12 protein-coding genes, 1 riboswitch and 1 other annotated feature are annotated in these 14512 nt (G+C 35.1%); of the genes, 8 read left to right on the top strand and 4 right to left on the bottom strand.

Going from position 1 to position 14512, the window contains the following annotated elements; genetic code table 11:
* The first annotated feature begins 6 nt into the window (after positions 1 to 6).
* Both FC70_RS03480 and FC70_RS03475 read left to right on the top strand, forming a co-directional pair.
* A complete protein-coding gene (locus FC70_RS03480; RefSeq protein ID WP_057889622.1) occupies positions 7 to 1335 on the top strand; it encodes a hypothetical protein in 1329 nt (442 codons plus the stop codon).
* Positions 1336 to 1430: 95 nt separating this feature from the next.
* The gene (locus FC70_RS03475; protein ID WP_057889621.1) at positions 1431 to 2954 is read left to right on the top strand and encodes an AMP-binding protein; all 1524 of its coding nucleotides are present in this window, start codon (positions 1431 to 1433) and stop codon (positions 2952 to 2954) included.
* Between the two features lie 76 nt (positions 2955 to 3030).
* Here FC70_RS03475 and FC70_RS03470 read toward each other — a convergent pair whose 3' ends face one another.
* A complete protein-coding gene (locus FC70_RS03470) occupies positions 3031 to 3552 on the bottom strand; it encodes a VanZ family protein (RefSeq protein ID WP_235804072.1) in 522 nt (173 codons plus the stop codon).
* Between the two features lie 162 nt (positions 3553 to 3714).
* Here FC70_RS03470 and FC70_RS03465 point away from each other — a divergent pair, with 162 nt between their 5' ends.
* Positions 3715 to 5073 (top strand): amino acid permease, encoded by a 1359-nt coding sequence (locus tag FC70_RS03465; protein WP_057889650.1) that lies wholly within the window; start codon positions 3715 to 3717, stop codon positions 5071 to 5073.
* Between the two features lie 137 nt (positions 5074 to 5210).
* Positions 5211 to 5744, top strand: a complete 534-nt coding sequence (locus tag FC70_RS03460; protein ID WP_057889619.1) for a DNA-3-methyladenine glycosylase I — start codon at positions 5211 to 5213, stop codon at positions 5742 to 5744.
* A 29-nt stretch (positions 5745 to 5773) separates the two neighbouring features.
* On the opposite strand, the gene FC70_RS03455 is transcribed toward FC70_RS03460, so the two are convergent.
* The gene (locus tag FC70_RS03455) at positions 5774 to 6499 is read right to left on the bottom strand and encodes a hypothetical protein (protein ID WP_057889618.1); all 726 of its coding nucleotides are present in this window, start codon (positions 6497 to 6499) and stop codon (positions 5774 to 5776) included.
* A 126-nt stretch (positions 6500 to 6625) separates the two neighbouring features.
* Positions 6626 to 6739, top strand: a riboswitch (SMK box riboswitch).
* Between FC70_RS03455 and metK the strand changes: the two genes are divergently transcribed.
* Positions 6737 to 7924, top strand: coding sequence for a methionine adenosyltransferase (gene metK, locus FC70_RS03450; protein WP_057889617.1), 1188 nt, complete (start codon positions 6737 to 6739; stop codon positions 7922 to 7924). (Overlaps the previous riboswitch by 3 nt.)
* 67 nt (positions 7925 to 7991) lie before the next feature.
* Here metK and mnmM read toward each other — a convergent pair whose 3' ends face one another.
* Positions 7992 to 8549 (bottom strand): tRNA 5-(aminomethyl)-2-thiouridylate-methyltransferase MnmM, encoded by a 558-nt coding sequence (mnmM, locus tag FC70_RS03445; RefSeq protein ID WP_057889616.1) that lies wholly within the window; start codon positions 8547 to 8549, stop codon positions 7992 to 7994.
* 2 nt (positions 8550 to 8551) lie between these two features.
* Complete coding sequence (locus tag FC70_RS03440) at positions 8552 to 9181, bottom strand: phosphatase PAP2 family protein (protein ID WP_057889615.1); 630 nt, start codon at positions 9179 to 9181, stop codon at positions 8552 to 8554.
* An 88-nt stretch (positions 9182 to 9269) separates the two neighbouring features.
* Positions 9270 to 9474 (top strand) — a binding site (T-box leader).
* 71 nt (positions 9475 to 9545) lie between these two features.
* On the opposite strand from FC70_RS03440, the gene leuS reads away from it, so the two are divergent.
* From leuS to FC70_RS03425, 3 genes are all read left to right on the top strand, one after another.
* Positions 9546 to 11963 carry a leucine--tRNA ligase gene (gene leuS, locus FC70_RS03435; RefSeq protein ID WP_057889614.1) on the top strand — a complete coding sequence of 806 codons (2418 nt, stop codon included), beginning with the start codon at positions 9546 to 9548 and terminating at the stop codon, positions 11961 to 11963.
* Positions 11964 to 12196: 233 nt separating this feature from the next.
* Positions 12197 to 13783: a putative polysaccharide biosynthesis protein gene (locus FC70_RS03430; RefSeq protein ID WP_083478625.1), complete on the top strand. Its 1587-nt coding sequence runs from the start codon at positions 12197 to 12199 to the stop codon at positions 13781 to 13783.
* Between the two features lie 9 nt (positions 13784 to 13792).
* On the top strand, positions 13793 to 14497 hold the full coding sequence (locus tag FC70_RS03425; RefSeq protein ID WP_057889612.1) for a pseudouridine synthase: 705 nt from the start codon (positions 13793 to 13795) through the stop codon (positions 14495 to 14497).
* Positions 14498 to 14512 lie beyond the last annotated feature (15 nt).

The raw sequence follows: 14512 nt of genomic DNA, 5'->3' as shown, positions 1-14512 counted from the left end.
GATATAATGAATTCAATTTTATATTTACCAGTCGTTCGTCGTAAATTCGATGCCAATGCAGCTGATCAAGTAATGGCGGATACACTACAACAATTAAAAAAAGTATCACTTATTTCACCAACCACTGCGTTAGGAACCCCAGAGGAATTGGCTCAATACTTAAGCGAGATTAGTGGTGAAACATTTGCTGGGATTATCTTTCAAAATTTAACCTTCACGGATGCCGAATTTATTAAATTAGTACATGAGTATTATCCATTATTGCCGATCTTATTGTTAGCACCCAGAGAACCAAGTGTTGGTGGCTGGTTACGATTAAATTCATTAACCGGCATTATGAGTTCAGGTAATTATTTAAACAGTCAAAAGCATCAATATGAACATATTTATGGTAACGTTACAGAAAAAAATGTTGAATTAAAAATCAATGATTTTATTAAAGCAGCTAGTACTAAACAAGATATTGCTAATTTAAATATCGGTGTGGTGGGAACCTTTCCGCCTGGATTCTTTTTCTCAGATTCAAATGCCAAGCATTTAAAACAAACTTTTGGAACTAATTTGGTTCACTATCAAATTGATCAGGCCTTTGAATTAGCTGATCACTTATCGGAGCCAGAATTTCATGATGAGTTAGAGTATGCCAAAGCTAACTTTAATAATTTAGATTTAAATGCACCAGAAACGTATAAATTCGTCAGATTTGCAGCTTTGATGAAACAGTATAGTGAAAAAGATAATCTTGGTGCCTTAGCATCTCGTTGTTGGCCTGATTTTTTTGATACATATCATAGTGCACCAGGAGCTGCTTGGTCACAATTAAGTGATCAAAAGTTACCAACGGCAATGGAATGTGATATCCACGGTGCGTTATCAATGTATATCTTGCAACAAATGACTACAACTCAAGCGGCAACATTCTTAGGTGATTTTTCAAATATGGATCCGGAAGATAATACGGTGACCACTTGGCACGATTATGGGGCATATTCATTAGCAAACCCCAAATATGGTGTTGAAGCGAGTGTTCATCCTAATCGGAAAGTACCAGTTAGTCCACAGGCCGTTTTAAAACCAGGTGAAGTGACAATGCTAAGAGTTCATTATGATCTGGATGGCTACCAATTAATTATTGCTAACGGTAAGGTCTTGGATACGAAAGCGCAATTTAATGGCTTCTCAGGTAAGGTCCAAATGAAAGCGCCAGTAGAAAACTTAATTGATGACTTTGTTGAAAATGGATATGAATCTCACTTTGCACTTGTATATGGCAATTATGCGGCAGAACTGTCATCGTTAGCAAAAATGTTAGGGATTAAAAGTTTAACTTATTAAGTAAATTGATGGTTTGAATTACTGATCTGAACAATTCATAGTAAACGAAAACCACTCGTTGGTAAGGAAATGCAATTAGGAAAGAGGTAATGATTATGACAAAATTAACTGAGGTATTAACAAGCCAATTAGTGGATCAAGGAAGTAGACGTTTATTTAGGGATGATGAACTTGATCAGTGGTTTACAGGTGATCAATTTGGACAAGATGTGAAACAAATTGCTTCATTTTTAATGACAGCTAAAGTCCAACGTGGAGACCAAATTCTAGTTTGTTTAGATAATTCAGTTGCATACTTAACAATTATGCAGGCTGCCTGGGAGTTAGGAATTGTAGTACATCCAATTGCTTTTACAACCCCCATTGCACAGCTTAAAGCAGAACTTGCTGAACAAGACTATGCATGTTTAATTATGAAAGATAGTTTTGTATCATCATTGGAACAAATAAATAATTTTATTAAAGACAATTTAGAATTAAATACAATGCTCAAAATGAATTTATTTGTAAGTACCAAGATGTTGTCACGAAAACATTTAGTAGTGGTTACGCCACATGAAGATGATCTTGCAATGATCTTAAATACTTCTGGGACAACCGGTAAACCAAAACGGGTGGGTCTGACACATCGCTTATTAAATAATGCGGCCATCCATGATTATCTGAGCCATGAATTAACTAAATTAGATACAACGATGGTAATTATGCCAATGTTTCATATTAATGCCCAGGTGATGTCATGCCTTTCCATGCGATATGCCGGTGGCCGAATAATGACTACATCAAAATTTAGTGCCAGTAAATTTTGGAATCAAGTAACAGATAATCAAGTTACCTGGGTATCGGTAGTGCCAACAATTGTTTCAATATTATTAATGAATGAGAAAGCTAAAGTAGTGTATGAAGAACGCCAAGATAAAGTAGCATTAAGATTTTTGCGTTCCTCTTCATTTTCTTTACCGGAACACCAACTATTATCATTTGAGAAACAATTTAATACTCAAATTTTAGAAGGCTATGGAATGACAGAAACAACAAGTCAATCAACTATTAATCCGTTTAATGCTCCTAAGATAGGATCAGCGGGTAAGCCATTTGGAACTGAGCTAGCAATTAATGTTAATGGACAGTTACAAAAAAATGCAACTGAAATTGGTGAAATTTGGCTTCGAGGTGATCATGTGATTAATGATTATCTTGAATCGCAACCAGATTCATTTGAAGATGGTTGGTTTAAAACGGGTGATTTAGGTTATGTAGATGATGATGGTTACTTGTTCGTTAAAGGTCGCCAAAAAGAAATGATTAATCGTGGTGGTGAAAAAGTAGCACCGGCAAAAGTTGAAAGCGTACTGACACGATTAGAGGCGGTTAATGAAGTAGCTGTCATTGGTTTACCCGATGATTTATATGGCGAACAAGTTACTGCTGTGATTGTTAGTAGTTCAGAAATAGACGAAGAAACATTTTCAAATCAAGTTATTGCATATGCCAAGGAAAATTTAGCGACGTTTGAATGTCCAACGCAGGTCTTTAGAATTAATGAATTCCCTAAAAATAATACTGGGAAAATTTTAAGACCTAAATTAGCTGAAATGCTGGTTATGCAGCATGTATGAAGAGATTGATTTTAAATAAAGCAAAAGCGGTCATACCAATTAAATGTTGGTATGACCGCTTTTTGTATGATACAAATTACTTGTTTATCTGAAAAGTAGTTACAATTTTTTTAAATGGTGATTTTAAGAGAAGGTAGACAAGTAACATGCCAATCCAAACCCCACAGGCATTGGTAATTAAGTCGTCAACTTCAACCCAACGGCCTAGATGAACAATAAAGTTAATTATCATCTGCGTGCATTCTAGGAAAAGTCCGGTTGTAATACCAAGTAGAATCATGTTTTTTAATTTGGTTGGTTGAATAATTAATTGATAAAAAATCCCCGCCGGAACGGTCATTAAAATATTCATCCAAAATGCAGTATCTAGCGATTGAAACGGGACTAAGTTAAAAATAATGCCATCAAATAAAAAGTAATGAATTTCATTTGGTGAGGTAAAACCAAATGAGATTGGTGAAAAGCAAATGCGGCAAATAAATAATGCATAAATCCAGGCACAAATTAGAGTAATTTTTGGGAATAAGGAGTCATGGTGTTTAAAAACAATATAAATTAGAAAGATTATTAAAATTAAAAAAATAAAAATAAAGGGCATCCATTTGAGCATTGGTAGGGGTTCTCCTGACTTATGAAAAATGATTTATAACTAAATAATTGGAATTTATGGCAATTTTTAGCTATAATTTTAATATGAATTTAATTGATGTTCGTATGCGCAAGTCAATTAACAATTAAGATGAGAGAAGTGAGTGATCAAATGGAAACACAAGAGACCACAGAACTAGCGCGTAATTTAAAGAACCGACATGTTCAATTGATTGCCATTGGTGGCACAATTGGTACGGGATTATTCTTAGGATCAGGTCAATCAATTAGATTAGCGGGACCATCAATTATCCTAGCATATATTTTAACTGGAATGGTATGTTTTTTGTTAATGAGGGCATTAGGTGAATTATTGCTTTCTAATCTAGGTTATCATTCATTTGTTGAAGCTGTGCGTGATTATTTAGGGGAAACAGCAGCTTTTATTACTGGCTGGACGTACTGGATTTGTTGGGTAACAATTGCGATGGCTGAAATGACAGCGATTGGAATCTACGTTCAACTGTGGCTACCTGGAGTACCACAATGGGTTCCAGGACTAGTATTTTTAATTATCCTATTAGGAGTTAATTTAATTACAGTTGGTGCATTTGGAGAAGTTGAATTTTGGTTCTCATTAATCAAAATTGTTGCGATTATTGGGTTAATTGTCGCTGGGATCGTGATGATTATGGTGAGCTTTAAAACTCCTTCTGGGCATGTAACGGTGACTAATCTAGTTAGTCACGGTGGGTTTTTCCCGACGGGGATGAAAGGCTTTTTACTATCGTTTCAAATGGTAATTTTTAGTTTTATCGGAATTGAAATGGTTGGAATGACAGCTGCAGAAACTCAAGATCCCAAGAAGGTATTACCTAAAGCAATTAATGATATTCCAATTAGAATTATTATCTTTTATGTGGGTGCACTATTTATTATTATGTGTATTTATCCTTGGAATCAACTTCAGGCATCTCAAAGTCCGTTTGTAATGGTCTTTAAAGATATTGGGATTACTGCAGCGGCCAGTGTGATTAATTTTGTTGTGATTACGGCTGCTGCTTCAGCTTGCAATAGCTCGTTGTACACAACTGGACGAATGTTAGCTGAATTAACTGCTTCATCAAAAAATAAAAAAATTCGTAAAATTAGTAAATTATCTAAGCACCATGTACCAGCCAATGCATTATATGTATCATGTATTATTATTGCAATTTCGGTTGCATTGAATTATTTAATTCCTAGTCAGGTGTTTACTTTAGTTTCAACGGTTGCGACAACCTGTTTTATCTTCATTTGGGGAATAATAATTTTAACTCATTTGAAGTTTAAGAAAACTAAAAAGGGACAAGAATCTGAATTTAAGACACCATTTGCGCCAATTAGTGACTACTTAATTCTTGTATTCTTGGCAGCAGTGTCCGTGATACTTTGCTTTAAACAGGAAACATTGATTGCACTGATACTATCAGTTGTCTGGTTCTTCTTGCTCTATTTTGTAAAAAAGAATAAAGATAAACAACATGCTTAAGATAAGGAAAGTCGATGAAAATCGGCTTTTTTATTTGAAATTTAATTGTATTATACAACTAAATAATTAAACTCATTTAAATGAATTACCTCCTTTTTAACGTAGCTAAATCTATCGAACTAAAGGAGGCAGTTATAGTGGTTAATAGACCTGAGTGGGCTGAACAAACAATGTTATTGAAAAATTATTATGATAATGAATGGGGTTTTGAAGAGCATGATGATCAAAAGCTATTTGAAATGCTTTGTATGCAATCTTATCAAATTGGATTAAACCGACAAGTAGTTTTAAATAAACGTGAAGGCTTTCGTCATTATTTTAGTGATTATCAAATTGATAAAGTAGCAAGAATGACAGCAACCCATATTGAATTAATGTTGATTAATCCGGCAATAATTCGAAATAAATTGAAATTGGAAGCGACGATTAATAATGCACAAATTATTATGGCGATGAAAGCCAATGGATTAACCTTTAATAATTATCTTTGGGGTTTTGTTGACTATAAAGCGAGCAAAATTTTGGTTAATAAAAATGAAAAATTACCATCAAAAACGCGACGATCAATGATAATTGCTAATCAAATGCATCAAGATGGTTTCCGGTTAGTTGGTCCGGTGACGATTTATTCGTTTATGTTAGCGATTGGTATGGTTGATGCCAGAGTATAAAAAACAACCTTAGATTAGTCTAAGGTTGTTTAATAAATTAGTAAGATAATGATTAGTTCTAATAAGCTGTATGAAACGTATTTATGCTTCATGTTGGGGAAGTTATGCATTCCAAACCAACCGATAATTGCTATTATGATTGCGATGATAGTTTGGATTGAAACCGATTGAGTTAACATCAAAATAATAAAAATAACGGCACTGATTGTATTAGTAATCGAAAACAAGCGACTACTTTTTTCAATAAATACTGGCGTGAGAAACAGCATTGATAACCAAAATAACGGAATTAAAGTTTTAATGAAGGTCCATGATAAAAAGTGGGCCGACATAAAGGCAATTGTTGCTGGGACACTAATCGTAACCAGTAAGCTATAAATAATTAGACCGTATTCATTTTTTAATTGGGCATAGCCAATTTGAACAATTAATAGGAAAATTGGTAATAATAGCAAGAGCAAGAGTAGTGTGAGATTTCCTTTAATAATTCCGGAGAAAGCGAGAATAAAACTAGCTAAAATTGAGATCATTGCAAAGGGTGATTTGAAATTTGAACTGAATATCAGAAATGATGAAATTGCAATCATGGCTGCATAAGCACCAACTATCCATAAATTGAACTCAAAGGTAGCGGTTGATATATTTTTTGTGTATTGAATGGGAATATAGAACCAGATAGCTAACTGAATTACGGTGGAAACAACTAACATTTTCCAATTGATTTCACGCCATCTAGATAGAAGTTGAGTAAGCAAGTTACACCTCGTAAATAATTTATTTATTCTTTATATGGTAATTAATAATCTTCACTACGTCAATTATATTAATGATTATTAACGTTAAATTAAATTGATTCTCGGGTTAAGTTTATGTTAGGATTGTAAAGTTATAAGTCCATTCCCGATAGGATTCACGCCTGTGAAGATGCCTTGTAACCGCAATTAGAGATTCATTTATTTTGAATTTCAAACCGCAAATAGGGGGAATTTTTTATGTCAGAACGACATTTATTTACATCTGAGTCTGTCTCAGAAGGACATCCAGATAAAATTGCTGATCAAATTAGTGATGCAATTTTGGATGCCATGTTAGAACAAGATCCACATGCACGTGTAGCGTGCGAAACATCAGTTACTACCGGATTGGTGTTAGTTTTTGGTGAAGTATCAACAACTGCATATGTTGATATTCAAAGTGTTGTTCGTGAAACAATTAAAAGTATCGGTTATAACGATTCTAAAATTGGGTTTGATGGTGACACTTGTGCTGTATTAGTTGCATTAGATGAACAATCACCAGATATCGCGCAAGGAGTTGATGAAGCTCTTGAAAAGCGTGATGGTGAAGTTGATCCATTAGATCAAATTGGTGCCGGTGATCAAGGTCTAATGTTTGGTTATGCAACTGATGAAACACCTGAATTAATGCCGTTAGCATTAGCTTTGAGTCATAAATTAATGCAACGAATTGCCAGTCTTCGTCATTCAGGTGAATTGAGTTATCTTCGTCCTGATGCTAAAGCTGAAGTAACCGTTGAATATGATGACAACAATGTTCCAGAACGGATTGATACAGTTGTTTTGAGTACGCAACATGATGATCAAGTGACATTAGAACAAATTCGTAAAGATGTGATTGAAAAAGTAATTAAGAATGTAATTCCAGCAGAGTTGTTGGATGATCAGACAAGATATTACATTAATCCAACTGGTCGATTTGTTATTGGTGGCCCTCAAGGGGATGCTGGATTAACTGGTCGTAAAGTTATTGTTGATACGTATGGGGGCGCTGCTCATCATGGTGGTGGAGCCTTTTCTGGTAAGGATGCAACGAAGGTTGATCGTTCTGCTAGTTATGCTGCTCGTTACATTGCCAAGAATATTGTAGCTGCTGGTTTTGCTAAGACAGTTGAAGTTCAACTAGCTTATGCAATTGGTGTGGCTCAACCAGTATCAGTTTCTGTCGATACATTTGGGACTGGATTAGTTTCAAATAATGCGTTAACTGATGCAATTCGAAATAATTTCGATTTACGCCCACAAGGGATTATTGAAATGCTTGATTTACAACGTCCAATCTATAAGAAAACGGCTGCTTATGGTCATTTTGGTCGGACAGATATCGATTTACCATGGGAACATCTTGATAAAGTCGAAGCATTAAAAAAAGAACTAGCTTAATAAAAATACGTGTAGTTTTAGTTATAACTACAGATAAAAAGCCACTGACAATTATGTCAGTGGCTTTTTAACGCTTTTGAATGACGATTAATTTAGGTGGGGTATTAACTTGATTAATGAATTGATATTCGAGTACATTGAAATTTTGTTGGGGTAAGGTTGCTGTAAATTTTTCAACGGCTGCGCGTTCATTATCACCACCTGGATGGCCATAATAAATGACTAAACAGATAATCCCGTTAGGTTTCAAGTTGGGGAGCATTTTTTCAACCGCTTCGATAGTAGTATTACCGGTAGTGATAATTGATTTATCGCCACTTGGAAGATAGCCTAAATTAAAGATAGCAGCTGCTAGCGGTTCATTTAGGTACTGATCAACATTTTGATGACCAGTTAGATGCAAGGAAACATTATTTAAATGTTCGGCTTCCAGTCTGGTAGTGGTAGCTTTAATTGCACTAGTTTGAATATCAAAGCCTAAAACATGGCCACCTTTACCAACTAGTTGAGCTAATAACAAGGTATCATGGCCATTGCCAACGGTGGCATCAATAACCGTGTCACCGGGGGTAACCACTTGTTTTAGTAAGTCATGACTATATTGTAATGCAGGAGATAATTTCATATTTATGCCTTCTTTATTTTAAAGATAAATTGTCCTAAAGTAATGACCATAAAGCCCAAGCAGAAGCCAGCTAAGACATCACTTGGGTAATGAACGCCAATATAAATTCTTGAAATTCCGACGAGTAAAATAGCAAATAATAAGATGAAAATTAAAATCCATTTAATATAACGTGGTAGTGAAAGTCGTTGAACTAATAAGATGATTGAGCCAAAAACTAGAGCGGCAATTGTTGAATGACCACTTGGAAAACTATAACCACCATAATGAATTAGTTGGTTAACCTGTGGCCGGGAACGATCAATAATATCTTTAATACCAACATTAATGACGGAACCAACAAGTGGAATTAGTAAAAAGAAAAAGCCAATCCGATAAAATTTGTATAGAAATAAAACTGCAACGCCAACCACTACAACTAACATAATTGGTAAGGTATTAAAAAAGACGGTATAGGCTTTAAAAAAAGCAGTTTTTGATGGTGAAAATTGACGAATGAAATTAATAATTGTTTGATCGAAAATGTGAATCCATTGGGCATGCAGACTGATACCAGCCATTAATGAAGTGAAAATTAAAAAGGCAATTACAAATAATGAAGCTTGAAGCTTACTAATTCTTTGGGTAATCATATTTATCATCCTTGTTTGTTTAATAGATACAGTTTACCACAGAGTGTACCTTGCAAATCATGTGATCCTTTGATAGTATTATACCAATATTTGATTGTTGAAAAGGAATAGTAAATTACTGATATCTTTAAGAGACTATGTGGTTGTGTGAACATAGATTTGTTAGTTTTTGAACTCGCCTTTAAAAATTTTTGCTGAAGTTAGTAGGCAAAAACGTGATTTCGCGTTACGAAAGATAAGCGCTACAGTGATGTAGAAAATGGGTGGTACCGCGGAGTTTATTCGTCCTATAGGAATTTTTCCTATGGGATTTTTTATTTTCAACAACAAAACACATAATATTTTTAGGAAAGAAGATAATAATATGGCATACGAACATACTGCAATTGAAAATAAATGGCAAAAATATTGGCAAGACAATAAAACTTTTAAGGCAATCTTAGATACTAGTAAGCCAAAATATTATGCGCTAGATATGTTTCCTTATCCATCTGGGCAAGGATTACATGTGGGTCATCCTGAAGGCTATACGGCTACTGATGCAGTATCACGGATGCATCGGATGCAAGGATTCAATGTGCTTCATCCAATGGGATGGGATGCATTTGGTTTGCCTGCAGAACAATACGCATTAAAGACCGGAAATAATCCTAAAGATTTTACCAACAAAAATATTCAAGTTTTTAAAAAGCAAATTCAGTCACTTGGTTTTTCATATGATTGGGATCGTGAAGTTAATACGACTGATCCTAAATTTTATAAGTGGACGCAATGGATTTTTGAACAACTTTACAAAAAAGGCCTCGCTTATGAAGATAAAATTATGGTTAACTGGGCACCTGATTTTATGGGTGGAACAGTAGTTGCTAATGAAGAAGTTATTGATGGTAAGACAGAACGGGGTGGCTATCCAGTTTATCGGAAGCCAATGCGTCAGTGGGTTCTAAAAATTACGGAATATGCCGATCGTTTAGTTGATGACTTAGATGATTTAGATTGGCCTGAAAGTATTAAAGAACAACAACGTAATTGGGTTGGACGTTCAACTGGAGCCAGTGTGTTCTTCAACGTTGACGGGCATGAAGATGCTAAGGTAGAAGTCTTTACAACTCGTCCGGATACTTTATTTGGTGCTGCTTATATTGTTTTAGCTCCAGAACACGAATTAGTTGAGCAAATTACGATTGCTGATCAAGCCGATTCAATTAAGAAATATCAAGATGAAGTTTCTCGTCGTTCTGATTTAGAGCGAACTGATTTAAATAAAGATAAGTCTGGTGTGTTCACTGGAGCATACGGAATTAATCCAGTTAATGGCGAAAAACTACCAATCTGGATTGGTGATTATGTATTAGCTTCATATGGTACCGGAGCAATTATGGCAGTCCCTGCCCATGATGAACGTGATTGGGAATTTGCTAAGAAATTTGGTCTAAACATTAAACCTGTAATTGAAGGTGGAAATGTTGAAGAAGCACCATATATTGGTGATGGCGCACATATCAACTCTGACTTCTTGGATGGAGAACAAAAAGCTGAAGCAATTAGTGAAATGATTGTTTGGTTAGAAGAACATCAAGCTGGTGAGAAGAAAGTTAATTATCGCTTACGTGATTGGATTTTCTCTCGTCAACGTTATTGGGGTGAACCAATTCCTGTAATTCATTGGGAAGACGGTGAAACCACATTAGTTCCAGAAAATGAATTACCATTGCAGTTACCAGATACCAATGATCTCGAACCATCAGGAACTGGTGAAAGTCCATTAGCTAATATTGACGATTGGGTCAATGTAGTTGATGAAAATGGCCGCAAAGGAAAACGTGAAACCAACACAATGCCACAATGGGCTGGTTCATCATGGTACTGGTTACGTTATACTGATCCAGATAATGATATGGAATTAGCCAGTCAAGAAGCCCTTAAATATTGGTCACCAGTAGACTTATATGTTGGAGGAGCTGAACATGCAGTGCTACATTTACTATATGCTCGTTTCTGGCACAAGGTACTTTATGATTTAGGCGTGGTACCAACCAAAGAACCATTCCAAAAATTAGTTAATCAAGGTATGATTTTAGGTGAGAACCATGAAAAAATGTCGAAGTCTAAAGGTAATGTAGTTAATCCCGATGATATCGTTAACCAATATGGTGCAGATACACTTCGTCTCTATGAAATGTTTATGGGGCCACTTGAAGAATCTGTTCCTTGGGGCGAAAAAGGATTACATGGTAGTTACAAATGGATTCAACGAATTTGGCGTTTAATGGTTGATGAAGATGGCAAGTTAAGAGACGAAGTAACTAGTGATAATGATGGTAAGTTGGATAAAATCTATAATCAAACCGTTAAGAAGGTTACTGATGACTTTGATCGGATGCATTTCAATACTGGAATTTCACAATTGATGGTCTTTGTTAACGAAGCCTATAAAGCTGATAAGTTACCAGTTGAATATATGCAAGGATTGGTTAAAATGATTTCGCCAATTATGCCGCATGTGTCAGAAGAACTTTGGAGCTTCTTTAAGATTAGTGATACCATTGCCTATCAAACATGGCCAACTTTTGATGAATCAAAATTGGTTGAAGATGAAGTTGAAATGGTTATTCAAATTAATGGTAAAGTTAAAGGCCATCTCAAAGTTAGCAAGGATTTAGGTAAAGAGGAAATTAAAAAACTGGCTTTAGCTAACGAAAAGGTACAAGAAACAATTGATGGAAAAGATATCCGTAAATTAATTGTGATCCCTGGTAAAATCGTTAATATCGTTATTTAAATAAGTTCATTATAGAAAATAGAACCCGTTAAGGTTCTATTTTTTTGTAGTGATTGTTAGATTATTGAGAATTGGTTTAAAGTTTTATTAAATCTTAGTAAAAATTCGATTGCACACGGTACGTTTCAACGATAGAATAGTAAGGATTGAAACAAAAGGAAGTGGGTACTAATATATTGCGCGAAAATGGCGGGAAATTAAATTTATCAGGTAATCTTGATGCTCAACAGCAAATGGTCCAAGGCTCAGTTTGGATGACGGCTGGAAGTATCTTTTCGCGCATTCTGGGTGCCATCTATATAATTCCATGGGTAACATGGTTAGGAGCATATAGCGATCAAGCAAATGCTTTATTTAGTAAAGGATATAATGTCTATAGCTTATTTTTAATGGCTGCAACGGCAGGGATTCCGGCGGCCGTTTCCAAATTAGTGTCGCATTACAATGAATTAAATGAATATGGGGTTGGTCGTCGCCTGTATAAACACGGAATGTTTGTTTCGGCATTTACCGGGTTGTTATCGGCGATTATCTTATTCTTTGGAGCGCCACTATTTGATGGTGGGGATCCTAATGTGATTCCAGTGCTTCGCTCACTCGCAGTAGCAGTATTAGTTATTCCAGGGATGAGCTTAAGTCGTGGACTATTTCAGGGCTATCATCAAATGGCACCATCTGCGATTTCACAATTTTTAGAACAAGTTTTCCGTGTGATTTATATGCTAGCAAGCACTTTTGTTATTATGAAAATTATGCATGGTAGTTGGAAAACGGCAGTGGTTCATTCAACCTTTGCAGCATTTATTGGGGCAATTGGTGGAATTTTGATTCTCGGTTTTTATTGGGTACGTAATCGAAATCAAATGAATGAACTAAGAGATAACAGTGATAATAAATTAGTCATTTCATCTTGGACTTTAATCAAAGACATCGTAATTCAGGCAATTCCATTTATTATTGTTAGTTCGGGAACCGTTATCTTTCAATTAATTGATCAATATACCTTTTTTGATGCAATGGGTCGTGTAGGACATTATTCAATTTGGCAGTTAAATCAATTGTGGGCACTATTTTCATTCAATGCTAACAAACTAATTATGATTGTGATCTCTTTGGCATCAGCAATGTCAGAAGCTGTGATTCCGTTATTATCAGCAGCTAGAGCACGTAAAGATAATAATGATATTCGGAAACAAATTGCGAACGCATTAATGCTATTTTATTTTGTAATGATTCCATCGGCATTAGGATTAGCTGCGGTTTCAACGCCAATCTATACGGTGTTCTATCGATTTAATGATAGTGGTTCAACAATTTTGGAATTATCCGCCTTTGTTGCCATCTTTATTGGTCTATTTACGATTGCATCTGCAATTATGCAGGGTGTATCAGAAAATATTAAAACGCTAAAACTATTAGGAATTGGAATTGTTGTTAAACTAGTTTTGCAGTATCCAATGATTATGATCTTTAAAACTATTGGACCATTAATGGCAACTGGAATTGGGATGGCAGTGACGAGTTATTTGATTATTCATTCACTGAATAAAGAATTCAAAATTCCATTTAAAAAAATGACTAAAACAACTAATCAAATTTTGTTATATTCGATTATTACGTATGTGGTAGCTAAATTAATCGTAATGGGATTATATTTAGTGATTGATCCAAGTGGTCGTTTAACTGCAATGCTTGTCCTCGTTCCAGCAGTTGCAGGTGGTGGATTAGTTTATGTATATTTGGTTTTAAAATCTAGATTAGCAGATATGCTGTTAGGGCCAAGAATTGCTGGTGTGCGTCGTAAATTGCATATTAAATAGGAGATATGAATGAGACTTGATAAATATTTAAGTGAACAACAAGTAGGATCTCGAAGTGAAGTTCATGAATTAATTAAGCATAATCGCGTAATGATTGATGGGGATGTAGCTAAAAAATTTGGCTTTAATGTTAATCCAGAGAAGCATCAAGTTATGGTTGACGAGAAATTAATTCAATACCAAGCTGAGTATTGTTATTTATTAAATAAGCCTGCCGGCATTATCACTGCAACTAGTGATAATAAGGAAAAGACCGTGATGGATTTATTTTCGCCCGATGATTTTAGGAAGGATTTATTTCCAATTGGTCGATTAGATAAAGATACAACTGGAATGTTGATTATAACGATGGACGGTAAATTAGGTCATCGTTTAGCTTCCCCTAAGAGTAAAACACGCAAGACATATATTGCGACGGTGACTGGTAAGGTTTCTGAAGCCGATTTAGATCAATTACGAAATGGAATTGAATTAAAAGACGGAACGACTGCAGTTGCAGATGATGTAAAGTTACTGGAAAGTCAGACTGAATCAATTATTGAGTTAACGTTGCATGAAGGAAAATATCATGAAGTTAAGCGGATGTTTGGTGCACTAGGTGAAAAAGTAGTGAAGTTACACCGGCAATCATTTGCAGGTATTAGCGATGATAACTTACAACCAGGGCAATATCGTGAGTTAACAACTGAAGAAATTGAAATGTTAAGAAAATAAAATAGCGACCCAGAT

Source organism: Paucilactobacillus oligofermentans DSM 15707 = LMG 22743 (assembly GCF_001434315.1).
Lineage (GTDB): Bacteria > Bacillota > Bacilli > Lactobacillales > Lactobacillaceae > Paucilactobacillus > Paucilactobacillus oligofermentans.
This window is presented reverse-complemented; position numbering and strand designations above follow the sequence as displayed.

Excerpts from the sequence above, each read along its gene's own strand:
- FC70_RS03480 (WP_057889622.1), top strand. The coding sequence starts at position 7 with ATGAATTCAATTTTATATTTACCAGTCGTTCGTCGTAAATTCGATGCC.
- FC70_RS03475 (WP_057889621.1), top strand. The coding sequence starts at position 1,431 with ATGACAAAATTAACTGAGGTATTAACAAGCCAATTAGTGGATCAAGGA.
- FC70_RS03470 (WP_235804072.1), bottom strand. The coding sequence starts at position 3,552 with ATGCCCTTTATTTTTATTTTTTTAATTTTAATAATCTTTCTAATTTAT.
- FC70_RS03465 (WP_057889650.1), top strand. The coding sequence starts at position 3,715 with ATGGAAACACAAGAGACCACAGAACTAGCGCGTAATTTAAAGAACCGA.
- metK (WP_057889617.1), top strand. The coding sequence starts at position 6,737 with ATGTCAGAACGACATTTATTTACATCTGAGTCTGTCTCAGAAGGACAT.
- mnmM (WP_057889616.1), bottom strand. The coding sequence starts at position 8,549 with ATGAAATTATCTCCTGCATTACAATATAGTCATGACTTACTAAAACAA.
- FC70_RS03440 (WP_057889615.1), bottom strand. The coding sequence starts at position 9,181 with ATGATTACCCAAAGAATTAGTAAGCTTCAAGCTTCATTATTTGTAATT.
- leuS (WP_057889614.1), top strand. The coding sequence starts at position 9,546 with ATGGCATACGAACATACTGCAATTGAAAATAAATGGCAAAAATATTGG.
- FC70_RS03430 (WP_083478625.1), top strand. The coding sequence starts at position 12,197 with ATGGTCCAAGGCTCAGTTTGGATGACGGCTGGAAGTATCTTTTCGCGC.
- FC70_RS03425 (WP_057889612.1), top strand. The coding sequence starts at position 13,793 with ATGAGACTTGATAAATATTTAAGTGAACAACAAGTAGGATCTCGAAGT.